This window comes from Anabaena sp. TISTR 8404 (assembly GCF_056847745.1).
On the sequence record NZ_CP180578.1, the window covers coordinates 6,447,529 to 6,473,538 of the forward strand.

Annotated in this window: 23 protein-coding genes and 1 tRNA gene; 16 read left to right on the forward strand and 8 right to left on the reverse strand. The window is 41.8% G+C overall.

Annotated features, from left to right (window positions below):
• Positions 1 to 91: 91 nt before the first annotated feature.
• Positions 92 to 508 carry a hypothetical protein gene (locus ACMX3D_RS27815; RefSeq protein WP_482748999.1) on the reverse strand — a complete coding sequence of 139 codons (417 nt, stop codon included), beginning with the start codon at positions 506 to 508 and terminating at the stop codon, positions 92 to 94.
• A gap of 228 nt (positions 509 to 736) precedes the next feature.
• Between ACMX3D_RS27815 and ACMX3D_RS27820 the strand changes: the two genes are divergently transcribed.
• Complete coding sequence (locus tag ACMX3D_RS27820; RefSeq protein ID WP_482749000.1) at positions 737 to 2,179, forward strand: RecQ family ATP-dependent DNA helicase; 1,443 nt, start codon at positions 737 to 739, stop codon at positions 2,177 to 2,179.
• Positions 2,180 to 2,417: 238 nt separating this feature from the next.
• Here the strand turns inward: ACMX3D_RS27820 and pheS are convergent, their stop codons facing one another.
• Entirely contained in the window at positions 2,418 to 3,410 is a 993-nt protein-coding gene (pheS, locus tag ACMX3D_RS27825) for a phenylalanine--tRNA ligase subunit alpha (RefSeq protein WP_482749001.1), read from the reverse strand.
• Between the two features lie 199 nt (positions 3,411 to 3,609).
• Here pheS and surE point away from each other — a divergent pair, with 199 nt between their 5' ends.
• From surE to ACMX3D_RS27845, 4 genes are all read left to right on the forward strand, one after another.
• Positions 3,610 to 4,407 carry a 5'/3'-nucleotidase SurE gene (gene surE, locus ACMX3D_RS27830; protein ID WP_482749002.1) on the forward strand — a complete coding sequence of 266 codons (798 nt, stop codon included), beginning with the start codon at positions 3,610 to 3,612 and terminating at the stop codon, positions 4,405 to 4,407.
• 385 nt (positions 4,408 to 4,792) lie between these two features.
• Complete coding sequence (locus ACMX3D_RS27835) at positions 4,793 to 5,689, forward strand: MBL fold metallo-hydrolase (RefSeq protein ID WP_482749003.1); 897 nt, start codon at positions 4,793 to 4,795, stop codon at positions 5,687 to 5,689.
• A 317-nt stretch (positions 5,690 to 6,006) separates the two neighbouring features.
• Positions 6,007 to 7,089, forward strand: a complete 1,083-nt coding sequence (locus ACMX3D_RS27840; RefSeq protein ID WP_482749004.1) for a bifunctional riboflavin kinase/FAD synthetase — start codon at positions 6,007 to 6,009, stop codon at positions 7,087 to 7,089.
• 108 nt (positions 7,090 to 7,197) lie between these two features.
• Positions 7,198 to 8,106, forward strand: coding sequence for an AAA family ATPase (locus ACMX3D_RS27845; protein ID WP_482749005.1), 909 nt, complete (start codon positions 7,198 to 7,200; stop codon positions 8,104 to 8,106).
• Positions 8,107 to 8,473: 367 nt separating this feature from the next.
• Here ACMX3D_RS27845 and ACMX3D_RS27850 read toward each other — a convergent pair whose 3' ends face one another.
• From ACMX3D_RS27850 to psbD, 3 genes are all read right to left on the reverse strand, one after another.
• Positions 8,474 to 10,231 (reverse strand): iron uptake porin, encoded by a 1,758-nt coding sequence (locus ACMX3D_RS27850; RefSeq protein WP_482749006.1) that lies wholly within the window; start codon positions 10,229 to 10,231, stop codon positions 8,474 to 8,476.
• A 369-nt stretch (positions 10,232 to 10,600) separates the two neighbouring features.
• Positions 10,601 to 10,882 (reverse strand): 4a-hydroxytetrahydrobiopterin dehydratase, encoded by a 282-nt coding sequence (locus tag ACMX3D_RS27855; RefSeq protein WP_482749007.1) that lies wholly within the window; start codon positions 10,880 to 10,882, stop codon positions 10,601 to 10,603.
• A gap of 633 nt (positions 10,883 to 11,515) precedes the next feature.
• A complete protein-coding gene (gene psbD / locus ACMX3D_RS27860) occupies positions 11,516 to 12,574 on the reverse strand; it encodes a photosystem II D2 protein (photosystem q(a) protein) (RefSeq protein ID WP_482747788.1) in 1,059 nt (352 codons plus the stop codon).
• A gap of 353 nt (positions 12,575 to 12,927) precedes the next feature.
• Here psbD and ACMX3D_RS27865 point away from each other — a divergent pair, with 353 nt between their 5' ends.
• From ACMX3D_RS27865 to ACMX3D_RS27895, 7 genes are all read left to right on the forward strand, one after another.
• On the forward strand, positions 12,928 to 13,200 hold the full coding sequence (locus tag ACMX3D_RS27865) for a UPF0367 protein family (RefSeq protein ID WP_482749008.1): 273 nt from the start codon (positions 12,928 to 12,930) through the stop codon (positions 13,198 to 13,200).
• A gap of 9 nt (positions 13,201 to 13,209) precedes the next feature.
• On the forward strand, positions 13,210 to 13,887 hold the full coding sequence (locus tag ACMX3D_RS27870) for an energy-coupling factor ABC transporter ATP-binding protein (RefSeq protein ID WP_482749009.1): 678 nt from the start codon (positions 13,210 to 13,212) through the stop codon (positions 13,885 to 13,887).
• A 209-nt stretch (positions 13,888 to 14,096) separates the two neighbouring features.
• Positions 14,097 to 14,648, forward strand: a complete 552-nt coding sequence (locus tag ACMX3D_RS27875; RefSeq protein ID WP_482749010.1) for an NYN domain-containing protein — start codon at positions 14,097 to 14,099, stop codon at positions 14,646 to 14,648.
• A 149-nt stretch (positions 14,649 to 14,797) separates the two neighbouring features.
• Positions 14,798 to 14,869 (forward strand) — tRNA-Asn (locus ACMX3D_RS27880).
• A 25-nt stretch (positions 14,870 to 14,894) separates the two neighbouring features.
• Positions 14,895 to 16,097, forward strand: coding sequence for an aminotransferase class V-fold PLP-dependent enzyme (locus ACMX3D_RS27885; RefSeq protein WP_482749011.1), 1,203 nt, complete (start codon positions 14,895 to 14,897; stop codon positions 16,095 to 16,097).
• A 300-nt stretch (positions 16,098 to 16,397) separates the two neighbouring features.
• The gene (gene patX, locus ACMX3D_RS27890; protein WP_482749012.1) at positions 16,398 to 16,637 is read left to right on the forward strand and encodes a heterocyst-inhibiting protein PatX; all 240 of its coding nucleotides are present in this window, start codon (positions 16,398 to 16,400) and stop codon (positions 16,635 to 16,637) included.
• 374 nt (positions 16,638 to 17,011) lie between these two features.
• Positions 17,012 to 17,767 (forward strand): Uma2 family endonuclease, encoded by a 756-nt coding sequence (locus ACMX3D_RS27895; RefSeq protein WP_482749013.1) that lies wholly within the window; start codon positions 17,012 to 17,014, stop codon positions 17,765 to 17,767.
• A 40-nt stretch (positions 17,768 to 17,807) separates the two neighbouring features.
• On the opposite strand, the gene ACMX3D_RS27900 is transcribed toward ACMX3D_RS27895, so the two are convergent.
• Complete coding sequence (locus ACMX3D_RS27900) at positions 17,808 to 18,707, reverse strand: ferritin-like domain-containing protein (protein ID WP_482749014.1); 900 nt, start codon at positions 18,705 to 18,707, stop codon at positions 17,808 to 17,810.
• A 298-nt stretch (positions 18,708 to 19,005) separates the two neighbouring features.
• Here ACMX3D_RS27900 and gifA point away from each other — a divergent pair, with 298 nt between their 5' ends.
• Positions 19,006 to 19,206, forward strand: a complete 201-nt coding sequence (gene gifA, locus ACMX3D_RS27905) for a glutamine synthetase inactivation factor IF7A (RefSeq protein WP_482749015.1) — start codon at positions 19,006 to 19,008, stop codon at positions 19,204 to 19,206.
• 81 nt (positions 19,207 to 19,287) lie between these two features.
• Here gifA and glnA read toward each other — a convergent pair whose 3' ends face one another.
• Positions 19,288 to 20,703 carry a type I glutamate--ammonia ligase gene (gene glnA / locus ACMX3D_RS27910; protein ID WP_482749016.1) on the reverse strand — a complete coding sequence of 472 codons (1,416 nt, stop codon included), beginning with the start codon at positions 20,701 to 20,703 and terminating at the stop codon, positions 19,288 to 19,290.
• Positions 20,704 to 21,061: 358 nt separating this feature from the next.
• On the opposite strand from glnA, the gene apcB reads away from it, so the two are divergent.
• Complete coding sequence (gene apcB, locus ACMX3D_RS27915) at positions 21,062 to 21,571, forward strand: allophycocyanin subunit beta (RefSeq protein WP_482749017.1); 510 nt, start codon at positions 21,062 to 21,064, stop codon at positions 21,569 to 21,571.
• 308 nt (positions 21,572 to 21,879) lie between these two features.
• Positions 21,880 to 23,115 carry an LL-diaminopimelate aminotransferase gene (locus ACMX3D_RS27920; protein WP_482749018.1) on the forward strand — a complete coding sequence of 412 codons (1,236 nt, stop codon included), beginning with the start codon at positions 21,880 to 21,882 and terminating at the stop codon, positions 23,113 to 23,115.
• 260 nt (positions 23,116 to 23,375) lie between these two features.
• Here ACMX3D_RS27920 and ACMX3D_RS27925 read toward each other — a convergent pair whose 3' ends face one another.
• Positions 23,376 to 24,098: a class I SAM-dependent methyltransferase gene (locus ACMX3D_RS27925; RefSeq protein ID WP_482749019.1), complete on the reverse strand. Its 723-nt coding sequence runs from the start codon at positions 24,096 to 24,098 to the stop codon at positions 23,376 to 23,378.
• A 146-nt stretch (positions 24,099 to 24,244) separates the two neighbouring features.
• Between ACMX3D_RS27925 and ACMX3D_RS27930 the strand changes: the two genes are divergently transcribed.
• Positions 24,245 to 25,636, forward strand: a complete 1,392-nt coding sequence (locus ACMX3D_RS27930; protein WP_482749020.1) for a lysophospholipid acyltransferase family protein — start codon at positions 24,245 to 24,247, stop codon at positions 25,634 to 25,636.
• The last annotated feature ends 374 nt before the right edge of the window (positions 25,637 to 26,010 follow it).

Sequence of the window (26,010 nt, forward strand, 5' to 3'; positions counted from 1 at the left end):
AATAAACAAGTTAATTTTAAATCTTGGCGGCTTTGCGCCTTTGCGCGAGACAAGAAATTATTGTGATCCAATATTGATGTAAGAATGCGATTTATTCAATAAAATCGTCTGGGAATGCACCTATATTTTCAATGTATTTAAATAATCTTTCGGCTGAAATACCCAATGTTTGATAAGGTTTTTCCTTCATTATAAACAAAAGTAAAACTGCACATCCTCTTAAAATGGAATATTCAAAATCAGGATCATCAGTAAATTCTTGATAGCGTCCTTGCTGAATCCATTGAAATACAACTCTGCCCAATATCCGAGATGGAAAAAGCTTTGCAGAAATGAGATTAGCAATTTTACCTGCATTATGTATATTCTCTATAGCTGAAAACTGGGTAAGATTTTCCCTAAAAATACTACATATCAGTTCTAAAGCTTCTTCACATGTTAGACAGCCAGTATAGAGATTTTCCAAAGCTTCGAGTATTATAAGCTCTCCTGTAATTTTTTCAATCATAATAAATTTTGCTAAGTGTGAAAGAAACGGGAAATAATAACTGCTTTTTCTTAGTGCATATTTCAACAGTTAACCAAGCACATTTCGGATAACTCAAACAGACTTTAAATGCTTGCGCCATAAAATATTGATGGAATTACTGAAGCTGATGCTAAATAACAGCAGTTATATTCACAATTAGGGCATATTCAAGATGTAAAAACCAGGGCGCATCTACTATTTCTAATTATGAATCAACCCGTAACAACATCTTGGCAGGATGTTCGTGCAGCCTTCCAAAAAATCTGGGGTTACGAAGATTTTCGTTCACCGCAGGGAGAAATAATCAGCAGTTTATTAGCACAGAAAGATGCACTGATTATTATGCCGACAGGTGGAGGTAAATCGATTTGTTTTCAACTACCAGCACTATTACAAACAGGATTAACATTAGTAGTTTCTCCCTTGGTAGCACTCATGGAAAACCAAGTAGAAGAACTACGTCAACGCCGCCTTAGCGCAGCACTTTTGCATAGTGAATTGCCTTCGTCTCAACGCCGTACAACGTTGCAAGCACTAGAAAGACAAACACTGCGATTACTTTATTTATCACCAGAAACTTTATTAAGTCCGCCAGTTTGGGAAAGATTATCTCAGCCACAATTGCAAATTAATGCCTTAATTTTGGATGAGGCACATTGTTTAGTGCAATGGGGGGAAACATTTCGTCCAGCTTACCGCAGATTAGGAGCGGTAAGACCTGCATTACTCAAATCAAAACCACCAGGAACAAAAATTAGTATCGCTGCTTTTACTGCTACCGCAGATCCATTAGCTCAAAATATTATTCAAACAGTTTTACAATTACAAAAGCCTGAAATTTTTCGTCTTAATCCCTACCGTGCTAATCTGCATCCCAGCGTCAGGATAGCTTGGACACCACGAAGCAGAAAACAACAACTACTCCAGTTTATTCAAAAGCGATCGCAACAAGCTGGCTTAATTTATGTTCGCACCCGGCGAGATAGTGAAGATTTAGCAGCATGGTTAGCCGATATAGGTTACGCTACAGCCAGTTATCACGCTGGGTTAGGTGCAGCCGAACGCCGCGCAGTTGAAGCAAGCTGGTTAGGCGGCAAAATTCCCTTTGTGGTTTGTACCTGCGCCTTTGGAATGGGAATAAACAAGCCTGATGTGCGTTGGGTTATCCACTATCACGCGCCACATTTATTATCTGAATATGTGCAAGAAATTGGCCGCGCTGGCCGAGATGGCAAACCAGCCGAAGCACTGACATTGGTAAGTGAACCCACAGGATGGCTAGATTCAGGAGATAAGCAAAGACAACAGTTTTTTGCTGATAAAATGCGATCGCAACTACAAACAGCACAACAATTAGTCAAAAAACTCCCCAAACAAGGCGATATTAATACAGTAACGCGCCAGTTTCCCGATGCAGCTGTAGCGATCGCCTTACTCCACAGCAGCGGACAACTAAACTGGCTAGATCCTTTCAATTACAGTATTAATTCAAATGTGCAGAAACAGCCATCAACACAATTACAAGCTGTCAAACAAATGCAGCAATATTTAACAACTAAACAATGCCGTTGGCAGTTTTTATTAAATGCCTTTGGTTTCACTCAAGAAGCAGCTAACTGGCGTTGTGGACATTGCGATAATTGTTGTTGATAAAACATCCGCGCACCTTTGCGCTCACCTCAGCGTACCTTTGCGTTGAAAAAAGCTAGGCTTTGAGAAGCGCACTTCTCAAATTATTATCCAGCATTTATGATTCGTATTCCATTGGTAGTAATTGAGTAATCGCTAAATTAGAAAAAATAGTTTAATTTTTAAAATGTTGTAGATCAAATAATCAAAAGTCAATAGCCACTTTATTTGGACTATTGACTATGGACTATTGACTATTTTAAAACTGCCGTAAAAATCGCAAATCGCTGGCGTACAGACGGCGGATGTCATCGATTTGGTGTAACACCATTGCAAAGCGTTCTACACCAAAACCAGCAGCAAACCCAGTGTAAATTTCTGGATCGTAACCTACAGCTTTAAGGACATTTGGATCAACCATCCCGCAGCCCATCACTTCCAACCAACGACCGTTCCACTGTAAATCTACTTCAGCTGAAGGTTCGGTAAACGGGAAGTAACTAGCACGGAAACGAATCGGCAAGTCGCCAAACATGGCTTGCAGAAACATCTTAACTGTGCCTTTGAGGTCTGTAAAAGTTAGTCCCTCATCAATAGCTAAAAGTTCTATCTGATGGAAAACTGCTGAGTGAGTTGCGTCTACATTATCGCGCCGATAAACTCGCCCTGGAGCTATAACCCTAATTGGTGGATCTTCTTTTTCCATGTAACGGATTTGGACTGAGGAGGTGTGAGTCCGCAGTAAATTACCGTCTGGCAGGTAAAAGGTATCCTGCATATCACGGGCAGGATGGTCAGGTGGTGTATTCAGGGCTTCAAAATTGTAATAGTCGGTTTCCATTTCTGGCCCTTGAGCTACGGTGTAACCCATACCGACAAAAATATCAAACGCCCGGTCGATAATGCCGTTCAGGGGATGAATCCGACCTTGGGGGCGGAAAATTCCTGGCATAGTGACATCCAGGGTTTCTGCTTCTAGCTGTGCCTGAATTTGCGCGGCTTCTAAAGCAGCACGTTGCTTGTCTAGACTAGTTTGCAGGGACTCTTTAACTGTATTGGCGATCGCTCCAATTTTAGGACGTTCCTCTGCACTCATCTGCCCCATGCTGCGTAACAGCGCCCCCAATTGCCCTTTTTTACCCAGATAATTCACTCTGAGTTCTTCTAGACGTTCTAGGGTATCAGCAGCAGCGATCGCTTTTTCTCCTTCCTGCTGTAATGCTAAAAGTTGAGTCTCTAAATTGCTAGTCATTAGTTAAATAGTCAATGGTCAATGAATGGTCAATGGTCAATAGCAACAAGCCTGAACATCAAATAATATTGATTTCTTTTTACCAGTTTAGAGGCGATCGCGTCTGGGAGGAGTTTATTCTTTTGGATTTGTGATGTCAAACATTGACAAGTGACCTTTAAGTGTTGACTATGGACTCTTGACTATTGAATCTTGACCTATGAGATTACTCATTAGTAATGATGACGGTATTTTTGCTTTGGGTATTCGTACCCTAGCTAACTGCTTGGCAGAAGCCGGCCATGATGTAACTGTAGTTTGTCCAGATCGAGAGCGATCGGCAACCGGACATGGACTTACCTTGCACCAGCCAATTCGCGCAGAAATTGTCGAATCAGTTTTTCATCCCACTGTCAAAGCTTGGGCTTGTGATGGCACACCTTCAGATTGTGTGAAACTCGCACTGTGGGCTTTATTAGAATCTCCCCCGGACTTAGTTCTTTCTGGTATTAACCAAGGTGCTAATTTGGGAACCGAAATTCTCTATTCCGGCACAGTTTCGGCGGCTATGGAAGGGGTAATCGAAGGCATTCCCAGCATTGCTTTTAGCCTTACTAGTCATATCTACAAAGACTTTCAACCTGCTGCTAAGTTTGCCAAAATTTTAGTTGAGCAACTAGCAGCCAAACCCCTGCCAGATTTAATGTTGCTGAATGTTAATGTGCCTGCGGTTAAGTGGGAAGAAATTGCTGGAGTCACTTTTACTAGACAAGGAGTCCGGCGCTATGTTGATGTGTTTGACAAGCGTGTTGATCCGCGTGGCAAAACTTACTACTGGTTAACTGGAGAAGTTTTGGAAGACATAGAACCGCCAATCGGTCTAAATTTACCCCAAAATGTACCGATTGACGTGCATGTAATCCGTAAAAACTATATTAGTATTACGCCGTTACAATACAATCTCACTTATGCAACAGGACTAGATAAATTATCCCACTGGAAAATTACTTTAGAATAAGTCATCTTATATACACTCAAGCTCAAGGCAACTACATAATAGAGTTCATCCACTAACTTGAAAAAATCATTATGAGTGTTTTCACTGGTTGCCCCCTGCCTCTTAACTTCTGCCTTCTGCCTTTTTTCTACCAGTTAAATGCATTACAGGAAAATTTAGGTTATAAAGTAGGAGCGCTTTGATATTACTGATACATATAATTTGGGAAAAATTAAGGTAACACTTTTGCGGTCTTTCTTCTACATTTACAAAATCTGCTCCAAACAGGGTATGCTGTTTTACCAAGCAAAACATTCTCTACCAAATGTGGTAAAACAACATAGACTTAACCAAATAAGTAACATTTTTGTTCTTAATCGCCCGCTCAGTCCAGCAAGCAACACCCATGTCTAGGATAGAGAACCAATTTACCGTACAATTTTGGGGTGTTCGTGGCAGCATCCCCAGTCCAGGGCCACACACTGTCCGCTATGGCGGTAATACCCCTTGCGTTGAGATGCAAGCGGGCGGTAAACGCTTAATTTTCGATGGTGGTACAGGGCTGCATGTGTTGGGGCAATCTTTATTGCGTCAAATGCCACTAGAAGCTCATCTGTTATTTACTCATTCCCACTGGGATCACATGCAGGGGTTTCCCTTTTTTGTCCCAGGTTTTGTCAGAGGAAATAATTTTCATATTTATGGTGCGATCGCTCCTGATGGTTCAACTATAGAGCAACGCCTCAATGACCAGATGCTTCACCCGAATTTCCCTGTGCCGTTGCAGATTATGCAAGCCAATTTGCATTTCTACGATGTCAAACCAGGGCAACCAATTCACATTAATGACATTACCATAGAAACGGCATCGCTCAATCATCCAGGCGAAGCAGTAGGCTATCGAGTTAACTGGCGTGGTGGTGCTGCTGTTTATATCACCGATACGGAACATTTTCCTGACAGGCTGGATGAAAATGTTCTTTGGCTGTCTCGCAATGCTGATATCCTCATCTACGATTGTACTTATACTGATGAGGAATACTATTCGCCAAAATCGCCGAAAATTGGCTGGGGACATTCCACCTGGCAAGAAGCGGTGAAAATTGCCAAGGCGGCTAACGTCAAGACGCTGGTAATCTTCCACCACGATCCTGCCCATAATGATGATTTTTTGGACGCTGTAGGCGAAGAAGCTGCCAAGCAATTTCCTGGTGCGATTATGGCACGGGAAAGAATGGTGCTTCATGTACCTACGTCCGTCCCGTTATCAGAATCTTTTCCTGTTAGTAAATTGTCTGGGTGAAAGTTACCTGTCAAGCGATTGTAGATTTTAGATTAGATTGGTGATCAAGAGCTATCAGCGCGAGAGTGTACCTCACGAGGACACTGTAAAAACAGGAGGACAAAGGTGTGTGTTCATGAAAGTCACAAATAATACATATAGTATTTACGCATAAAAACGAAAAATCAAAGGTATGGGCGTTTCAGGGCTATTAAGTTGTTCACAACCCTTACTCCCCCATACCCTGACACCTTCACACAGTTTGTCATCTGCTCATCAGTGTCCCATCAGGTTGCTTGCGACTAATGGCTAAATAAACCTCAAATTCCAGAATCTACGTGCTAAATTTGTCTCAAAATGGATGTTCTGTGTGGGTTGCTTCTTCAACCGCATCGCTTCTAACGCCAACTACTGTTGCGCTGGGCAAATTTGATGGCGTACATCTTGGCCATCAAAGGGTAATTCAGCCGATTCTACATTCAGCACCGAACAAAGATGGGGAAATAGGAAATTGGGCAAATGGGGAGAATTTACCCCAGAACTCGGTCACTCCACAAACCCAAGCACAAGAACATACATACTCAACAGTTGTTACTTTTCGTCCTCATCCACAGGAATTTTTTACAGGAACACCCCGTACTTGGTTGACACCACTGGATGAAAAAGTTCAACAATTGCGATCGCTTGGAGTTGAACAGCTAGTACTATTACCCTTTGATAAGGAATTATCAGCTTTGTCTCCTGAAGAGTTTGTTGATAAAATTCTCGTTCAACAATTGCAATGTCGGCGAATTAGTATTGGACAAGATTTTTGTTTTGGCAAACAGCGTCAAGGTACTGCAAAACATTTGCAATTACTTGCAGCCAAGCACAATATTCCTGTTACTATCGTTCCATTACAAACTCATACAAATAATCTTTCAGACAGTGGATTTGTCAGCCTTCCTCCTATTAGCACTTCACTGATTCGCCAATGTCTTGAAAGTGGCGATGTTAAAAACGCCAATTTATGTCTAGGACGACCTTACACTCTTTTCGGTATTGTGATTCAAGGTCAACAACTAGGTAGAACCATTGGTTTTCCTACTGCTAACCTCCAAATACCCAGCGATAAATTTTTACCATGCCAAGGTGTTTACGCCATCAAAGCGTACATTTTGAGCGACACAGCAGATACAACTATTCCACAATTGATTTTGGGAGTAATGAATATCGGTAATCGCCCCACAGTCAATGGTACGAATTCATCTGTAGAAGTACATCTGTTTGATTGGTCTGGGGATTTATATGGCAAACAATTGGCTGTACAGCTAATCGAATTTTTACGCCCAGAGCAGAAATTTGCGTCTTTAGAAGCCCTGAAAACTCAAATTCAACAAGACTGCACCATTGCTCAAAACATTTTGAGTAGAGAATGCTAACTTCCAATGGTGGATTGGGAATACTGAACATCAGGGAGTGGGGAATAAGGCATAGGTTATTCTCCATTCCAGTTCCTAATTGCCAATTTCTCAATCATTCTGTGGTGCATGAGAGAACAAATTGAAGCTTTAACCCAAAATCTAGCTCATACCATTGTCGGTAAAACCGAGGCAATTCGCTTGGTATTAGTAGCCTTATTAAGTGGTGGTCATGCATTATTAGAAGATGTTCCTGGAGTTGGTAAGACGCTGCTGGCTAAATCTCTGGCACGTTCCCTGGATGGCAAGTTTCTACGGCTGCAATGCACTCCAGATTTGCTCCCCACAGATATTACTGGTACTAATATTTGGAACCCAAAAACTGGTGAATTTACCTTTCTTCCTGGGCCAGTTTTTGCCAACGTACTTTTAGCTGATGAAATTAACCGCGCTACACCCCGTACCCAGTCAGCTTTACTGGAAGTAATGGAAGAAAATCAGGTAACAATCGATGGTGTTTCCCGTTCAGTTCCCCAGCCATTTTTTGTGATTGCTACCCAGAACCCGATTGAGTATCAAGGTACTTTCCCATTACCAGAAGCTCAAATGGATAGATTTATGCTGTCCTTGAGTTTGGGTTATCCTTCGGCGCAAGAAGAATTACAAATGTTGCAAAATCTCCAACAAGGGATGAGTGTTGACCAATTGCAGCCTTGTATTAGCTTGGCAGAATTACAAAAATTACGTCAACTCTGTTCTCAGGTAAGAGTAGAAGCCTCTTTACAAGAATATATTTTGGAACTGGTACGAGCAACGCGACAAGATGAAGAAATTACTTTGGGTGTCAGTCCGCGCGGAACTGTAGCTCTACAGAAAGCTACTCAAGCGTTAGCGTTTATTTCTGGCCGTGATTATGCAATTCCCGATGATGTAAAATTTCTTGTGCCTTACGTTCTCTGCCATCGCCTCATTCCCAGAGGAGGACGCAATGCTAGAACTATTGTGGAAAGATTGTTGCGATCGCTGCCTATTCCATAGCACAAGCTGGAATACACTTCGATTCCCTTACCCTGCTTGGATTTGCCCGTGTTAGGATCACCAACAAATGAGGTGGATAGCAATGAAAGCGATCGAAATTACTGGCAAAATTGACTCTGAAGGAAACTTAATTAAGGTAAAAGTGCTGGATATCGCTTAATTTATCAACTTGAGTCACCTACAAGTATTTTGTTACTCACCATTTATGCCAAATCTGACCAAGAAGATCTTGGTGTAAATGAAATTCGAGATATCTTGGCTAATTTTGATAGTGAAGAAAGCTAAAACTTGATAAGTCGCCAACAAAAAACCCCGCCTCCAGGCGGGGTGAAATATATTTGAAAGCTATCTCAAGATTTTCAACTTTTTAGAATGTGAAGGTTGTTCTGAGAGTACCGATGAACGCGTCGTCATTATTGTCGTTCTGGCCAGGAGAAGACAACCAGATTACACCAGGAGTGATGGAAACGTTATCAGAGACGCGATATTTGTAGAAGCCTTCGACTTGGAATGGCAGATCGTTGTTACCACCTGAGACTGAGGCTCGACCAATAGAATAAGGTTGAACGCCTCCAAAAATACCTAGAACGTTACCTTTTTTACCAAAGTCAGGTAGTGCTATACCAGCACCATAGCTCCAAACTTCTCTATCATCACCTGCACCAAAGCCTGTGACATCACTGTAAGAAATGAAACCACTGATGGATAGTTTGTCGCTAGGTCTGAATGCTGCTGACAAACCATAGGAATTAGTTGAGGATGCGTTTGGCAGATTATTGGCGTAACTAGTACCTACAACACCTGCGCCGGTTGTTCCACCAGTTAGTGTCAGACCTTCTCCATTATCAAATAACGCACTACCTGCGCCATTATAACTGTGAACGTAGGTAGCAGCGACAGCTACGCGATCGCCGATACCAAAGTTCAATTGTCCTAAAGCTGAATAGTTACCGTTGAACAGTCCGTTACCAGAAGTAGGATTATCAGCTTCAGATGCTAAGTAACCTACTGTAATAGAACTGGGCTTGATAATGCTGCCACCTTGGCCAAAAGGTATGTTGAATGCAATACCTGCGCCACCACCAATGCGGTAGATTGGGTTTTCGGAGGAGAAGGTGGACAATGCACCGTTACCACCGTCAGTTTTATCAAAGAAGTAAGGGTTGTTAACAGCAGCGTAGTGGCTGTGTTTACCACCAGCAGCAGCTAAATAAACTTGAACTGGGCCAAGAGGAGCTTCGTATGTTAAGCGGTCTATTTCAACGCCGTTGTTACGTGCATCGTTACCGCCTACATTAAAGGTTTGGGTAGCTTCTGAGCTACCGATAGAAGCATTATTGCGGTCTGTTAAATTAAAAGCACTTGAGTTGCTTGCTGTCAAACGAGTGGTCAATACGTCTCTACCAGTGAAGCTGGTTTGCAAGCCTAGACGTACTCTGTCTTGGAAGACAGTGTTATTGTTATTACCACTGCGATCGCCAAATACATCGCTAACAGCGAAAATTGCTTCACCAACCAATTTGGTGGTGGTAGAGAATTGATTCGCTTCTAATTCAGCAGTCCGTGCTTCTAAAGCATCTACACGACCACGCAGGGTTGCTAGTTCAGCGGAAAATTCTTCTTGTAACCGCTGTAAAGTTGCTAAATCTTGTTTGGTTACTAAGTCAGCTGTTGCTGTAGCGATTAGTTCGTTGACGCGATCCAAACAAGCGTTCAAACCAGCCGCAAATTCATAACGGGTAAGAGCGCGATTACCACGATAAGTACCATTGGGATAACCAGCAATACAACCGTAACGCTCTACCAAGGACTGTAATGCTTGGAATGCCCAGTCGGTGGGTTGTACATCAGAAAACTGGGAAACCGAAGTTACTTGAGACAGAGAATTGCTGGTTTTGCCTTCGTTGCTGTAACGGTTAACTTGGTCTAAAACTTTGCTGTCGTTGTTGGTAGGAGCAGCTTGTGCCACGATATCTGGCTGAGCAACTTCTACTGCAACTGGTTGTTCAGTTGTTGAAACTTCTGTGCTTGCATTAGGAGCTGCAATTGCTGTTGCTGAAACGAGTAATGTTGCTCCTAAAACTGCCGGGCTAACCACGAGTGATTTCCACAAGAGATTAGACATTTTTCCTTTTCTCCTCACACCTTGTATAGATAATTGTTTTGTAGCACTTAATCTCAAAAATACGATATTTTTTTGAATTTCGTTAATGAGGCATGGTGCCACTATTACAATTTTAGTTTTTGCAAAGCTAACATCTGATTAACTTAGTGTTAAAAATTGATGTAATTAACTTATACAAAAACATACCTTTATAGCTTATTATTATAAAGCATTAGCAGCCAATGACAAGCTGTGTGCGATCGCCTGCTAAACTGTCACAATAAAATCTCTGTCTATCCCAAGGGAGAGTAGGGTTGAGTGTATTTATAATTTGCCTTTCACTACCCCTACACAAATTCCCATCTCCCAGTTTTAACTGGGCAAAGCATTTTAAGCGATTTGAGAAATTACTGTTGCTAGATCAAAGTCTTTTTGGGTTAACCCACCTGCATCATGAGTTGTGAGCATCACCTTGACTTTGTTATAAGAAATTTCTATGTCTGGATGATGTCCGGCTGATTCAGCAGGTTGCACTAATTTATTAACGAATTCAATTGCGGCAACAAAATCTTTAAATTTACGCATGGTCTGCAACTTGTTACCTTCTACAGTCCAGCCCGACAGACCATTTGCACGTTCTTGAATTTCTGCTTCACTCAGTAGTTGTGCCATACCACAAAATCCTAATTTATATTTTTGCCAGCACAATTTTAAATATCTAGTACAAAAATGCTGAAATATGAAATAACAAATCTTATGTAGTCGGCTTTTTAGCAATTTATGATGAGTGCTTTATTTCCGCCGAAATGTACTAGCTTCAGATAACCAAGCTTTACTTTTGATAAGCCATTGGAAATGGAGACTGAACTTTAATTAAAATTCCCTACAAAAAACTATCCGCTCTGATTTAGATCAGTTGACCTAATGTCAGAGCGGTCTAGCGGGTCTTCAGGTTGCAACCAGACTGCCGAGAGGAACTCCCAGTTTTGCCTAGTTAGTTGAGCTAACTTAGTTTCTCAATGTAACTAAGGCTAACTTTTAGAGAACAGCCCCGGCGCACAGCCGGCTAACTGCAACCTGATGACCCATGCTTTTACTACTTTCTATCATGGGCATCACCTCCTTGTTGCCTAAGCGGTCTTAGTTTCAAAAAGGCAGAGCAATTGCTCTGGGCTTTAACCTTGAATCAATATAACACATTAAATTTAGAAAGATATACTCTAAATAAAAAATCCCCCGCCCAAGAGCGGAGGATGAACGAAAAATCAGGGAATTATGAATCATCCCATGAGAAATTTATCAAACTTAGAGAGCGTTACCACGAGGCAACACTTCTTCTGGGAATACAAATTGTTCGTGGGGCTGATCTTGAGGAGCCATCCAAGCGCGGATACCCTCGTTCAGCAAAATGTTTTTGGTATAGAAAGTTTCAAATTCTGGGTCTTCGGCTGCCCGCAATTCTTGGGACACGAAGTCATAGGCCCGCAAGTTAAGTGCTAGACCGACAATCCCTACCGCACTCATCCACAAACCTGTGACTGGTACAAACAACATAAAGAAGTGCAACCAGCGTTTGTTGGAGAAAGCAATCCCGAAAATCTGTGACCAGAAGCGGTTTGCTGTCACCATTGAGTAAGTTTCTTCGGATTGGGTGGGGTTGAAGGCGCGGAAGGTGTTGGCGGCTTCACCGTCTTCAAACAAGGTGTTTTCTACGGTTGCACCGTGAATCGCACACAACAGCGCTCCACCGAGTACACCTGCAACTCCCATCATGTGGAAGGGGTTGAGTGTCCAGTTGTGGAACCCTTGCAAGAATAACAAGAAGCGGAAAATTGCGGCTACACCAAAGCTGGGTGCGAAGAACCAAGAAGATTGTCCCAAGGGGTACATCAAGAAGACGCTGACGAATACCGCGATGGGGGCGGAAAATGCTAATGCGTTGTAGGGACGGATGCCTACTAACCGCGCAATTTCAAATTGCCGCAGCATGAAGCCGATTAAGCCGAAGGCTCCGTGCAGGGCGACGAATGGCCATAATCCACCCAGTTGACACCAACGGGTGAAGTCGCCTTGCGCTTCTGGCCCCCACAACAACAGCAAGGAGTGTCCCATGCTGTCTGCTGGTGTGGATACTGCTACTGTCAGGAAGTTACAGCCTTCGAGGTAGGATGATGCTAATCCGTGGGTATACCAGGATGTGACGAAGGTTGTGCCGGTTAACCAACCGCCGAGTGCGAGGAAGGCGCAGGGGAATAGTAGTATTCCTGACCAACCTACGAATACGAAGCGATCGCGCTTTAACCAGTCGTCTAATACGTCAAACCACCCTCTTCTACTTGGGGCGCGTCCAACTGCGATGGTCATGAGAGTGAATCTCCAAAGATTTTCTTATAAGTACTGTTCTGCTTTTTGGCTGTTTTTTTAGCAGCCTCTTCTATGCAGAAAGTTAACTGGTTTGTCAATCCAGTTTACAATTTTTTACTGACTCTAATAATTCTAGGTGAAAATCGTTAATTTTTCCAGGGGATTCGGAATCAAATTTAATCTTTGGAAAGTAAGGGAATTGGGAATAGGTAGTCGGGAGTGGGGTTGGAGGATATTTTCTTGGTTCCGAAATTCTTTAATTTATTTAAATGTTGAGTTCTTGTCTTTTAGCCCCCAATCCTTAATCCTCGGACGCTAAAATGAGTCCTACAGCTATGTTTGATTAATCCTAAATGTTTACCATTGACATAAGTGTAAGAAACACTGCTTTCCCCATATCAGTACAACGTAAGACAACAGAAGACGCTGAGGCAGTCTATCAACTGATTTTGGCTGCCATGCGCTCTGGCAATCCTGATATTGTGGAACTCAAGTGTGAAGGTAAGACAGAGAAAAAAATCGCTGTCCGTGCTAGTGAAATTTCTAGTGTACAAATTATTCAGAAAGATGGTGTCAGTACTGCTAGTGGCAGACCACCTGGCTTTTTTGCCTTGGCTGGTGAGTAAGGTGTAGCAATGGCGGAAGTGGGCATTCAAGTCAAAGATTTAAATTTCAGTTGGCCGAATGGCGAGACAGCAATTAATTCTTGCTCTCTAGAAGTTCCTAAAGGTGAATTTTGGATGCTTTTGGGTACTAATGGCAGTGGCAAATCAACTCTACTCCGACTTCTGGCGGGGCTTTTGCAGCCGCAGTCTGGTGAAATTGGTGTTGTACCCCCCGTCGGTTTTGTGTTCCAAAATCCTGATCATCAACTGGTGATGCCAACTGTTGGTGCTGATGTAGCTTTTGGGCTGGTGGAAGAAAAATTGCCACCTGCTATGGTGAGAGCAAGGGTTGAGGAAGCATTAGGCGCGGTGAATTTGCTGCAATTGCAATTACGTCCCATATATGCTTTGAGTGGGGGACAAAAACAGCGTGTGGCTATTGCTGGTGCGATCGCCCGTTGCTGTGAAGTCTTATTATTAGATGAACCAACAGCTTTACTCGATCCTGATAGCCAACTAGATTTAGTGGCTGGTGTCCACCGCCTAGTCAAAAGTCGTGGTATTACAGCCTTGTGGGTAACTCATCGCCTAGATGAGTTGGATTACTGTGATGGTGCATTCTTACTAAATAAAGGTTCTTTGGTTGATTGGGGTGAACCTCAACGCCTCAAACAAAGATTGATGACAGTACATGATGAATTACCCTAAATCCTGAAGCTAATTCATCAATAATTATTAACATCTACGACGCGCCTTTAATAAGGCGCGTTTATATTTGGGGCGGCTTTTTCTGGCTTAAATTTGCAATCTCTTCGCATTATTTGGTGATTTGTAACATAGTGTTACAGGCAATGCTTCAATTACTATAAAAGTTATGAATGGATTGTGTTAACTCTAGAAAATTGTGATTAAAAACCATGCCCCGTTCCTCAGTCCCAGCCGTTCTATTAGTGGACGGTTACAATATAATTGGCGCTTGGCCTTGTCTGAAAAACACCCGTGATAGTGCTGGCTTAGAAGCAGCACGCTGGGAACTGGTCGAAGCCATGATCGGTTACAGTGCGTTTCAAGGCTATGAAACTCAAATAGTTTTCGATGCTCAATATCATAATGCCTCTAGTAATAAGGAAGTGATTACAGAGCTTGTCTCAGTTCATTACACTGATTTTGGGCAAACAGCAGATACTTACATCGAAAAAATTTGTGCCTCCTTGCGCTCACAAATAACTTCATCTCAAATTTCGCGGATGATTGTGGCTACCTCAGACAGAGCGCAACAATTAGTTGTACAGGGGTACGGGGCAGAATGGTTATCAGCACAACAACTATGTAGTGCTGTGGAAGCTACAGTTTGTCGAGTACGTCAAAAATATCAAACCCGCAAAAAATCCAATAGTAGATTTTTGGCTAGTGCTATTGATGACAAAGCGCGGCAAAAGTTGGCTGCATTGCGTATGGGATTACAGTAACTATTGGCATCCAAAAGTCTCTAACCTGCCTCCAGCAAGGATTTTTGGTTGCAAACATGAAAAAAATTAGGCTTTGCCAAAAAAGTTAGCGAAAGTACTTGCCATTTCTTGTTGACTACGCTAATATTAGGAATTGTGAGCGACAGCGTTCCTCAGTAGCTCAGCGGTAGAGCGATCGACTGTTAATCGATTGGTCGCTGGTTCGAATCCAGCCTGGGGAGTTTAAAAAAGTGTAAAGGATGAAGTATGAAGTATGAAGAGTTAAATTTCAAACTTCAACCTTCATGTTATCAGGAGCTATGGTCACTAGATACAAATTTAGTGTTTCTGAATCATGGTTCTTATGGTGCTTGCCCTAAAGCTGTATTAGCATTGCAGCAAAATTTGCGATCGCAGCTAGAGCAAGACCCAGTAAACTTTTTTGGCAGAAAGTGGGAACCACTGTTAGACAACGCCAGAAACAAGTTGGCAGCTTTTATTAATGCTGATATCCAAGATTTAGTATTTGTCCCGAATGCTACAACTGGTGTGAATTCAGTTTTGCGTTCTCTAGATTTTTCACCGAATGACGAAATTCTGACTACTAACCACGAATATAACGCTTGTCGTAATGCTTTAAACTTTATAGCCAACCGTACTGGCGCAAAGATAGTAGTAGCAAAGGTTCCTTTTCCATTAGAGTCGCCACAGCAGCTAATTACAGCAGTATTAGAGAAAGTTTCATCTAAAACACGCTTAGCACTATTAGATCATATAACTAGCCAGACAGGATTAATCTTTCCTATCCAGCAGCTAGTGCAGGAGTTACAAGTGCGGGGTGTAGAGACATTGGTAGATGGCGCTCATGCACCAGGGATGATTCCCTTAAATATGCAGGAGATTGGTGCAACTTACTATAGCGGAAATTGTCATAAATGGCTTTCTGCACCCAAAGGAGCAGCATTTTTGTATGTGCGGCGAGATAAACAATCAGAAATTCATCCTCTAACAATTAGTCATGGTGCTAATTCACCACGCACGGATAAAAGTCGCTTTCAGTTGGAATTTGACTGGACAGGTACAGACGATCCTACAGCTTATATGTGCGTACCAGAAGCGATCGCCTTTATGGAATCTTTGTTACCTGGTGGTTGGGTAGAATTAATGCAGCGGAACCATCAGCTAGTTTTACAAGCAAGAGAGATACTTTGTGATGCGCTAAAAGTACAGCCACCTTGTCCAGAAGAAATGATTGGTTCAATGGCTGTTTTACCTATGCCTGTAAGCTGGGAAAATCTTAGTCATATCTGGCTACATGATGAATTGTTTGATCAATTTGGCATTCAAGTACAAGTAGTTCCTTGGACGGAATCACCTGGAATACTCATCAGGATTTCAGCACAGATTTACAATACTTTAGAACAGTATCAGTATTTGGCAAAAGCGCTAATAAAGTTGCTTAAACACTGAATATCATAAAAAAACGTTACAGTAATTTTTTCCGATTTTTTGACTGTTCGCCGAAATCTTAACCGTTGTTTTAAATAAACAGCATTTTGAAGGTTATTACCACTGCCTTTAGTGGAAACTCAGCAATTATGGTTGCAAACATTGCTGTGTCCGAATGCTGTTGTTCTATCTGTAGAATGGAGACCTAACGTTAAACTTAATTTCTTTCTGTCAAACAGAATACTTTTTGCCAAACTTTCCGGACACACATTCAGAAACTAAGTAGCAGTAGATATTAGAGTTCCACAAGAAATATCTGCTATGCGTGTTACATTTTCTCTTTTAGTTTCCAGTTTTTTGTTGGGTTCTTTCGTTTTTAACGGTTCAGCAACGTTAAATCGCTCACATACACTTATTAACAATACAGGAGTACAAATGTTGTTTTCGGCAAAGCCCAAACCCAAACCTAAACCAAATGAGCCAGAAAATCCTACACCCCATCGTGGTAGCGGACGCAGAGATTTAATTGAATCTCTCAACAATGCTTTTCCTGTTGGTTAAAAATTGTTTAATGCTAATAACAATTAAAGCGTTATCCAGATTTTCTGGCATCCAAATCACACTTTATCCTCAAAGAAATTTAATATTCTCTCGGTATTGCATCTTTAATCTCTTTTTCTAGAACTTCCTTGCCTTTTTGCATTGGTAACCCCAAGCAAACTTACTTGTCTTTAACATCACCTATTCCTTTAATCAGATACTTTTTTCTTTTTTCAGATTTTTGTTAAAGCCTTTCACTTTAAAATTCAGGGCTTCTCATTCAGATATTTTTTTAATTGGCGGAAAAATCTGCATTTAGGTATATCTAAGCGCGATCGCATCATACCTGCACACAGAGCGATAACATAAGAAGAAACTAATATTGATGCTGTGTTATGGCAACTCAAGTGGATGTAGCTAAATCGCTAACTGAAATGGTAATCACTTGGGAAGCATTGCCCAACGATTATCAATTAGAGGATGAACCTGTGGAGAATACCAATCAGCCCATTTTGGCTGGTGCTTTGCGTGAAAGCCTGGAAATTATTGGGTTCATCCAACCGCAGATGTTAATAGCCTCGAATTTTGGTCTTTGTGCGACTATCAATGGACAATTGATTGTGAAAGCACCTGATTGGGTTTATGTTCCAGCAGTTAATCAAATTTTGAGCGATCGCAAAAGTTATACTCCTAATTTAGAAGGTGAAGTACCTGCGATCGTGATGGAGTTTTTATCTGATACCGAAGGCGGGGAATATTCTGTCAAGCGCACTTATCCACCAGGAAGATGGTTCTTCTACGAGCAAATTTTGCAAGTTCCCATCTATATAATTTTTGAACCAAACAGTGGTTTATTGGAATTTTATCAACTGCAAAATCAACGCTATGAGTTCCAGCTACCTGACGAAAATGGTCGTCCTTGGGTAGAGTCAATGAATTTATTCTTGGGAACTTGGCAAGGTACTAAAGAAGCTCGAACTGGTTATTGGTTGCGCTGGTGGGATACGAATGGTAATTTGTTACCTTGGGCTGTAGAGCAAATTGAACAAGAACGTCAACGTGCTGAACAAGAACGCCAGCAAAAAGAAAGATTGATGGCTTATTTAGCATCTCAGGGTATCGACCCGAATAATTTGCCGACCTTTGAGTAGCCAGTAGGGGCGAATATCTGTTTGCCCCTACTAAACATTTTTAAACACTAGTGTTCTTTTTCTCGTCCTCCGACTTTTTAAGGCCGTTGATGAACATTGGTACAAACTTCTCCATAAATTCTTGTGGGTTACGCTGCCAAGCTTTTTGTGCTGCTTGAATTCTTGTAAACTGCAACTGGGGTGCTAGTAAAGTTTGTGGTAAGCGTTCCATCAAGTATTGGGGACGTTCCCACAATGGCATCGTATTTGCCACTTCTACCAACCTGGTAACTCGTCGCAGTTCTGCACCTAGGGTAATGTCCATGCCTGATTCATAGGCTGCTTGTTCAATGGCAGCATATTTACGCTTGGCTTGCTCTACTTTTTGCCGATGTTCTGGACTTTTATCGGCTATTTGTGCTAACCAACGATTTCCCCAGCGAACGTGTCCGGCTTCTTCTGGCAAGATTTTTTCTATGGTTTCCCGGATTTTGATGTTTTCTTCTGTTTGTGGTGCTTGCTTTAAAGCATAAATGTGGGCGGAGAAATATTCACAGCCGCGTTTTTCGGTAACGTTAATTGCGGCCAAGGCGGCAATGATACCGTCTTCTAATTTATCGCTGGCTTCGTAACTATCTTTGTCAAGCAAGCGCTCGAATTCATCAATATAAGGCATTCCAGGCGGATTTCCGACATCAGATCCCAGTTCTATTAATAAATCAGTTAGCCACATAGCATGACGCGCTTCATCTGCAATGTGGTGGGATAAATCTTTGATTAGTTCTCGTGGCTGTCCGTTGAGTTTTTCAATTACTTCTGTTAGGTCTTTGCAACTGCGCTGTTCGTTGTAGCGATAGCGATTGAGGGTCATCAGATGCAGTTCGCGATCGCTGACTACCCGTTTTAAGATATCTCTCGCACCTAAATTATTCTGGAATTTCCGTGGGTAAGTAACTGTCATAGTATGAAGTTTTATTAAGCGTCATTTTTGATACTATCTCAGTTTTTCGTTACTTGCCGGAAACTGGAATGATTGTTTTTTACAAAGGTGAATCTGAGCCAAAATATCAGAAATTCGTGACTTTTCCAAAAATTACTCACGCAATAATACTCATTACAGCCCCTAAAATATTAAGATTCATTTCATTTTGGTATGAAAAATCAAAACTGTAACTTAAGCTACAGAATTTTTGCTATATTAATAAATGAAAGGACTAACAGCTAAAAATATATAACTAAAACCTTAGGGGGACTGAAGTATGTCTATTCAAGAAAAATCTCGTGCATTAATGGCGCGTCAATATCAGCAAGTTAAAAACCGTCAACAATCAATGCTGATGCGTTCTGCACAAGAACTCGGTCTTCCTGAAGAAGTGTCCCATTATTGGAATCCCATTCAAGGCAAGATAGACCAAACCACACGCACGATTTATGGAAGCAGTCACGTTGCGATGAGCTAGGTGAAAAGAGTTGTTAACAGTTTTAACTCATAAAAAAAAGCCACCCCTGAAGGGTGGCTTAAAAATCACTGTGGTTTGCAATTAGCAGTCGTAATAGAGATAAAACTCATAAGGATGAGGACGCAACTGCAACTGCTCAACTTCATTAGCCAGTTTGTAGTCAATCCAATTTTGGATGAAGTCTTCTGTGAACACGCCTGTTTCGGTTAAGAAAGCGTGATCATTCTCTAGGGCTGCTAATGCTTTATCGAGAGAACCTGGAGTAGAAGGAACCTTCGCCAATTCTTCTGGAGAAAGTTCATAGATATTTTTATCTAGAGGTTCACCAGGATCGATTTTGTTTTTAATTCCATCTAAACCAGCACACAGCATCGCCGCAAATGCCAAGTAAGGGTTAGAAGTCGCATCTGGACAACGGAACTCTAGACGTTTGGCTTTGGGGTTAGTGCCAGAAAGAGGAATACGTACAGAAGCAGAACGGTTACCTTGGGAGTAAGCCAAGTTAACAGGTGCTTCATAACCTGGTACTAGACGCTTGTAGGAATTGGTGGTGGGGTTGGTGATAGCTAATAGTGCTGGTGCGTGTTTAAGAATGCCACCAATGTAATGTAATGCCATTTCACTTAGACCAGCATACTTGTCACCTGCAAATAGAGGCTTGCCATCCTTCCAAATAGATTGGTGACAGTGCATACCGGAACCGTTATCGCCAAAAATTGGTTTTGGCATGAAGGTAACGGTTTTTCCGTATTTCTTGGCTACGTTCTTAATGACATATTTGTAAGTCATCAGCCAGTCAGCCGCTTCAATTAACTTACCAAAACGGAAGCCGAGTTCACACTGACCACCAGTTGCAACTTCGTGGTGTTGCTTTTCAATGGGAACACCGCACTTCGCCATTGTCAGCAACATTTCTGTACGAATGTCTTGGAAACTGTCAGTTGGCGAAACTGGGAAGTAACCTTCTTTGAAGCGTGGTTTGTAACCCAGGTTGGGGCCTTCTTCTCTACCAGAATTCCAACGACCTTCTACAGAGTCTACGTAGTAGTAACCGGAATTGGCAGTTTGATCAAAGCGGACATCATCAAAAATGAAGAATTCAGCTTCAGGCCCAAAGAAAGTGGTATCACCAATACCAGTAGAAACTAGATAATCAACAGCTTTTTGGGCAATCACGCGGGGACAACGGCTGTACCATTCCCCTGTGCGGGGTTCCTTAATGCTACAGATTATGCTTAGGGTTGGCTCTGCCATGAATGGGTCGATCCAAGCTGTGTTGGGATCTAACACCATTGTCATGTCTGATTCTTCGATACCTTTCCAACCCCGAATGCTGGAACCGTCGAAAGGTACGCCATCAGTGAATGAACTTTCATCGATTTGATTATGGTACACAGTTAAGTGCTGCCATGTTCCTGGTGTATCGATGAATTTCAGATCAATCATCTGAATGTTTTGGTCTTGGATCAATTTCAAGACTTCTTGTGGGGTTGTCATTGTTACTCCTTCTCTGCCAATTTCCTATTGTAAAACCAGAATCTGCCAAAGCATCCTAACCCTACTGATCCGAACCAAGTTGTGACACACCTGGATTATCGTAAAGATTTGAGATTACATAATTATGTAGTTTTTGTTACAGATTCTCTGGATTACAGGTTATATTAACCTTTCGCACGTCATCTGTACAAAACTGGAAAGTTCATTTCATCGGGGGCAACTTTGGCATAGAATCCTTAAGTAGCGGATAGATTGTTTTTGTGCCGAACTTATTTTAAATAGCACAAAAATTTACTGGTGCGTAAGTGCAGCCAAATAAATATCAAACCATAGATAGCAACGATTGGGAGAAAAAGGAATGCGCGATGCAGTCACAAGTTTAATTAAGAATTATGACGTAGCTGGACGTTATTTTGATCGGAATGCGATCGACAGTCTGAAATCTTATTTTGAAAGTGGTACAGCACGGGTACAAGCTGCGGCTGCTATCAATTCCAATGCTGCTGCAATTGTCAAGCAGGCTGGTTCTAAATTATTTGAAGAACTACCAGAATTGATTCGTCCCGGTGGAAATGCCTATACAACTCGTCGTTATGCGGCTTGTCTGCGCGATATGGATTATTACCTACGCTACGCTACTTATGCGCTAGTTGCTGGTAATACAAACGTGTTGGATGAGCGTGTATTACAAGGGCTGAGAGAAACTTACAATTCTCTAGGTGTACCCATTGGGCCAACAGTTCGTGGTGTCCAAATTATGAAGGATATGGTCAAGGAACAAGTAGCAGCAGCAGGCGTGGTGAATGCTGCTTTTGTGGATGAACCTTTTGACCACATCACCCGCGAGTTGAGCGAGCAGGATGTTTAAAAGACAGATGGCAGTAAGTCTAAAATTTAAGTAAATAAACTCTTGATTTTAGGCTTGTCAATCTGTATTTCAATTGCTGCTGTATATGTCTGTTATCTAAATTTTTGTAAAGCGATCGCATCTTGTTTTTTTTAAGAAGGAGCGATCGCTTTTTTGTTACAAATTCTGTAGTTAAAAACAGAAATTTTTGTTAAATATTTATGCGTGGGTATAAAAGTATGAGTATGCATCTATTTGCTAGAAGTAACTCTGCTATCGTCAAGAGCAATTAGCTGTAAGCTGTTGTAGTGCGTATTTCACTATCTACTATGGCAACGATTAACGACAACTACCTGAAGCTGAAAGCTGGTTATCTGTTCCCGGAAATTGCACGACGGGTAAATGCCTTTGCTGAAGCTAACCCTGATGCCAAAATCATTCGTTTGGGAATTGGCGACGTTACCGAACCTTTACCAGAAGCTTGCCGCACAGCGATGATTAAAGCTGTGGAAGAAATGGGCGATCGCACAACTTTTAAAGGTTACGGGCCAGAACAAGGTTATGCTTGGTTAAGGGAGAAAATTGCAGCTCATGACTTTCAAGCACGCGGCGCAGAAGTAGATGCTTCGGAAATCTTTATTTCCGATGGTTCTAAGTGCGACACAGGTAATATTCTCGACATCTTTGGTGATAACAACGTCATCGCAGTGACAGACCCTGTGTATCCTGTATACGTAGATACTAATGTAATGGCAGGTCATACAGGTGCAGCTAACGATAAAGGTGAATTTGAAGGTTTAGTATATCTGCCAATTACCGCAGAAAATAACTTCACCGCCGAAATTCCGAGGGAAAAAGTCGATTTAATTTATCTCTGTTTCCCCAATAACCCAACTGGTGCAACTGCTACCAAAGAACATCTCAAAGCTTGGGTAGACTACGCCAAAGCTAATGGTTCAATTATTTTCTTTGATGCAGCTTACGAAGCGTATATTACAGATCCGAGCTTACCTCATTCTATTTACGAAATTGAAGGTGCGAGAGATTGTGCAATTGAATTTCGTTCTTTTTCTAAGAATGCAGGCTTTACCGGAACTCGTTGCGCTTTAACTGTTGTACCCAAAACCTTGAAAGCCAAAGCCGCAGACGGTTCCGATGTGGAACTGTGGAAACTCTGGAACCGTCGCCAGTCTACCAAGTTTAATGGTGTGTCTTACATTGTTCAAAGAGGTGCGGAAGCAGTTTATTTTGAAGATGGACAAGCACAAATTAAGGCATTGGTCAGTTTTTATTTAGAAAATGCCACAATTATTCGAGAAAAACTCACAGCCGCTGGACTAGCTGTGTATGGTGGCGTAAATGCACCTTACGTTTGGGTAAAAACTCCCAATGGACTGTCCAGTTGGGATTTCTTCGATAAATTGCTGCATACTTGCAATGTTGTTGGCACGCCTGGTTCTGGCTTTGGTGCGGCGGGTGAAGGCTACTTCCGCATTTCCGCATTTAACAGCCGTGAGAATGTCGAAGAAGCTATGAAGCGAATTACTGAGAAATTTAAGGTGTAGAAACTTGTGGTGGGCGATGCCCACCTTATTGTTAAAAAATATTAGTGTTGATGGATACGGGTGTGAATTTGTCTCACGCAGAGAGAAGTTGCGGTGCGGGGGTTCCCCCCGTTGAGCAAACTTCGGTGGGCGCAGAGAGTAAGATTTTAAAATACCGAATTTCTTCACACTTATGGAAGTTTTGATGAGAAATTTAACTGTTGCTAACCATAACAGTAATGTAGATAGACTCAACCTATCTTGTATAGTCACAAATTATTTTAAAACCGTACCTTATATAACTCAAATAATTCGCCTGATTGCTTTGCAACAACTTTAGCACCAGCAGCTTTGATCATTTTTTCCCACTCAGCCAGAGGTTCTAAAAATACTTCTGCACCTAAATAAGTTTCTAATACTGCCCAATCTTCTGCTAGAGGTTGTTCTGGGTTGAGAATGTCAAAGACAAAATGTCCCCCAGGTTTTAAGATTCGTTGGACTTCTCCTAAAACAGTATTCCAGTATTCCAAAGGATAGTAACAGCTAAATCCGGTTGCGATCGCCAAATCAAACTGATTTAAAGAATAATTTAAATGATGCGCCGCACCTAACTCTACACCTTTGAATAACTTGGAGTTGAGTTGAGAACCACGAGAATTGAGCGTATCTCGCGCTATATTACTGATTTCTTGCCCATAAAAGAATGCTTGCCAATCACGCCAAGGATAAATCAAAAAGCTGACACCGCAACCAATATCTAAACAATGTTGATTTTTTTGAGGTTGAGCAATTTCCCAAAAAGGCGAAACAATCCTCCCAGACAATATCCCAGACTTCCATTCTTGATATATTGGCATAGACTGTACTTCTGGTGGTAGTTCAAAAGTTTGATTTTGATACTGGCGGTTGAAACGATAAGCTACTTGTGTTGTTCTTTCCTGCCATTTATCTGAGTGAGGATTTTGGGAATTAAACGGAAAATTGGGAGACTGCTTTTTAGACATAAGCTTTCTTCACTGCATTTGAAGGTGGTTGATAGGCTGTGGGCTTGGGTATTACAGTTAGGTTTGTCATTTGAAAGATTGGTCGCCCAAGGCACAACCTAAAATTCATATTGTACAATCGCAAGAAACATTATCTGGAGAGCAGCTTGCCTAAATCGATACACTCTACTCAACCACCATTAAAATTTATCCCACAAAAGTTTAACCCGCTGGCACTCCAGATGATGCGGTGGTTGTTGCCATTTATTTTACGTTTTCGGACTCGACCTTGGTTAACGGCCGGTGTGGTCAAAATTGAAGCCGAGAACGCAGAGATATTAGCTGAACTTTATCAAAAATTCCAAGCAGGCAAAATCCGCTTTTTGATAGCATTTCGCCACCCAGAGGTAGAAGATCCGCTTTGTATGCTGTATCTGCTTTCGCGCCTTGTTCCCAAAGCAGCACGTCAGCACGGTATTAAGTTACAGCAACCACTCCATAGTTACTTTATTTATGAGCGAGGGATGACTTTATGGGCGGGAAACTGGCTGGGTTGGTTATTTTCGCGTGTTGGTGGTGTGCCAGTGCGGCGTGGTAGACGAGTTGACAGACTGGCTATTCAAACAGCGCGAGATTTATTTGCCAATGGTAAAATGCCGATCGCAGTTGCACCAGAAGGTGGTACTAATGGCCATAGTGGTATAGTTAGTCCTTTAGAACCGGGTGTAGCGCAATTAGGTTTTTGGTGTGTAGAAGACTTGCAAAAAAGCGATCGCACTGAAACAGTATTAATAGTACCAGTTGCCATTCAGTATCGTTACATTCAGCCACCTTGGGCAAAACTAGATTGGTTGCTAAGTAAATTAGAAGCTGATAGCGGTTTAGCCGTACAAGCAATTTCTCAGTCTACAAGTGACGATTCAGTAGAAACTTATCATCAACGCATTTGTCGTTTGGGTGAACATCTCATTACCGAGATGGAAGAATTTTATCGCCGCTTTTATCATCAAGATTTACCAGAAATACCTAATCAAGCAATCATTCCCCGACTACATCGTTTATTAGATACAGGCTTAAAAGTTGCTGAACAATATTTTGGCATTCAAGCACAAGGAAACTTTATTGACCGCTGTCGGCGTTTAGAAGATGCAGGTTGGAATTATATTTACAGAGAAGACATTCCAGATATCAATACATTACCACCTTTGAAACGCGGGCTGGCAGATTGGATTGCGGAAGAAGCAGACTTGCGAATGCAGCACATGCGGATAGTAGAAAGTTTTGTCGCTGTCACCGAAACATATTTGAAAGAACAACCTACCAGTGAAAGGTTTGCTGAAATAGCATTACTTATGTATGATATGTTGACTCGCATTAAAGACTCTACATTACCCGGAAGACCGCGCTTAGGTTTGCGCCAAGTACAAATTACTGTAGGTGAGCCAATTTCTGTAACTGAACGCTGGCAAAAATCACAAAATAACCGTCATGCAGCTAGACAAGCAGCGAGTACCTTGACGAAAGATTTGCAGGTAGCCTTGGAGAATTTAATAAGTTAGTTTGTTGTTTATCTTTACCAAATGCGCGGATGGGTAGGTGTAGAAAATTAGCTTTCATCAAACATGGCTGTTTTCCTTTCAGTGAAAGGTTTTGTGAACAAATTGAATTAAAAGTCTCCGCGCACCTTACTCTATCTGGGTTTCAGAAATTTTGTATTAATCAATTGACATTATTTGGTGTTATAATCAGCCCATCCGCGAAACCGAACCTTGAAAACTCCATAATAAAAGGCTTTGTGGCTCCCGCAGTTGCAGTTGCAACATTAAATAATCCCTATTAGGGATATGCTACCTATTCAGGTTGTGAACGGTTCATGCAGTGGCATGTTGCAGTTGCAACATTAAATAATCCCTATTAGGGATGCCCAAGCATC

Bases quoted from the DNA above. Each gene is read 5' to 3' on its own strand.
- ACMX3D_RS27815 (WP_482748999.1), bottom strand. From the start codon at position 508: ATGATTGAAAAAATTACAGGAGAGCTTATAATACTCGAAGCTTTGGAA.
- ACMX3D_RS27820 (WP_482749000.1), top strand. From the start codon at position 737: ATGAATCAACCCGTAACAACATCTTGGCAGGATGTTCGTGCAGCCTTC.
- pheS (WP_482749001.1), bottom strand. From the start codon at position 3,410: ATGACTAGCAATTTAGAGACTCAACTTTTAGCATTACAGCAGGAAGGA.
- surE (WP_482749002.1), top strand. From the start codon at position 3,610: ATGAGATTACTCATTAGTAATGATGACGGTATTTTTGCTTTGGGTATT.
- ACMX3D_RS27835 (WP_482749003.1), top strand. From the start codon at position 4,793: ATGTCTAGGATAGAGAACCAATTTACCGTACAATTTTGGGGTGTTCGT.
- ACMX3D_RS27845 (WP_482749005.1), top strand. From the start codon at position 7,198: ATGAGAGAACAAATTGAAGCTTTAACCCAAAATCTAGCTCATACCATT.
- ACMX3D_RS27850 (WP_482749006.1), bottom strand. From the start codon at position 10,231: ATGTCTAATCTCTTGTGGAAATCACTCGTGGTTAGCCCGGCAGTTTTA.
- ACMX3D_RS27855 (WP_482749007.1), bottom strand. From the start codon at position 10,882: ATGGCACAACTACTGAGTGAAGCAGAAATTCAAGAACGTGCAAATGGT.
- psbD (WP_482747788.1), bottom strand. From the start codon at position 12,574: ATGACCATCGCAGTTGGACGCGCCCCAAGTAGAAGAGGGTGGTTTGAC.
- ACMX3D_RS27865 (WP_482749008.1), top strand. From the start codon at position 12,928: ATGTTTACCATTGACATAAGTGTAAGAAACACTGCTTTCCCCATATCA.
- ACMX3D_RS27870 (WP_482749009.1), top strand. From the start codon at position 13,210: ATGGCGGAAGTGGGCATTCAAGTCAAAGATTTAAATTTCAGTTGGCCG.
- ACMX3D_RS27875 (WP_482749010.1), top strand. From the start codon at position 14,097: ATGCCCCGTTCCTCAGTCCCAGCCGTTCTATTAGTGGACGGTTACAAT.
- ACMX3D_RS27885 (WP_482749011.1), top strand. From the start codon at position 14,895: ATGAAGTATGAAGAGTTAAATTTCAAACTTCAACCTTCATGTTATCAG.
- patX (WP_482749012.1), top strand. From the start codon at position 16,398: ATGCGTGTTACATTTTCTCTTTTAGTTTCCAGTTTTTTGTTGGGTTCT.
- ACMX3D_RS27895 (WP_482749013.1), top strand. From the start codon at position 17,012: ATGGCAACTCAAGTGGATGTAGCTAAATCGCTAACTGAAATGGTAATC.
- ACMX3D_RS27900 (WP_482749014.1), bottom strand. From the start codon at position 18,707: ATGACAGTTACTTACCCACGGAAATTCCAGAATAATTTAGGTGCGAGA.
- gifA (WP_482749015.1), top strand. From the start codon at position 19,006: ATGTCTATTCAAGAAAAATCTCGTGCATTAATGGCGCGTCAATATCAG.
- glnA (WP_482749016.1), bottom strand. From the start codon at position 20,703: ATGACAACCCCACAAGAAGTCTTGAAATTGATCCAAGACCAAAACATT.
- apcB (WP_482749017.1), top strand. From the start codon at position 21,062: ATGCGCGATGCAGTCACAAGTTTAATTAAGAATTATGACGTAGCTGGA.
- ACMX3D_RS27920 (WP_482749018.1), top strand. From the start codon at position 21,880: ATGGCAACGATTAACGACAACTACCTGAAGCTGAAAGCTGGTTATCTG.
- ACMX3D_RS27925 (WP_482749019.1), bottom strand. From the start codon at position 24,098: ATGTCTAAAAAGCAGTCTCCCAATTTTCCGTTTAATTCCCAAAATCCT.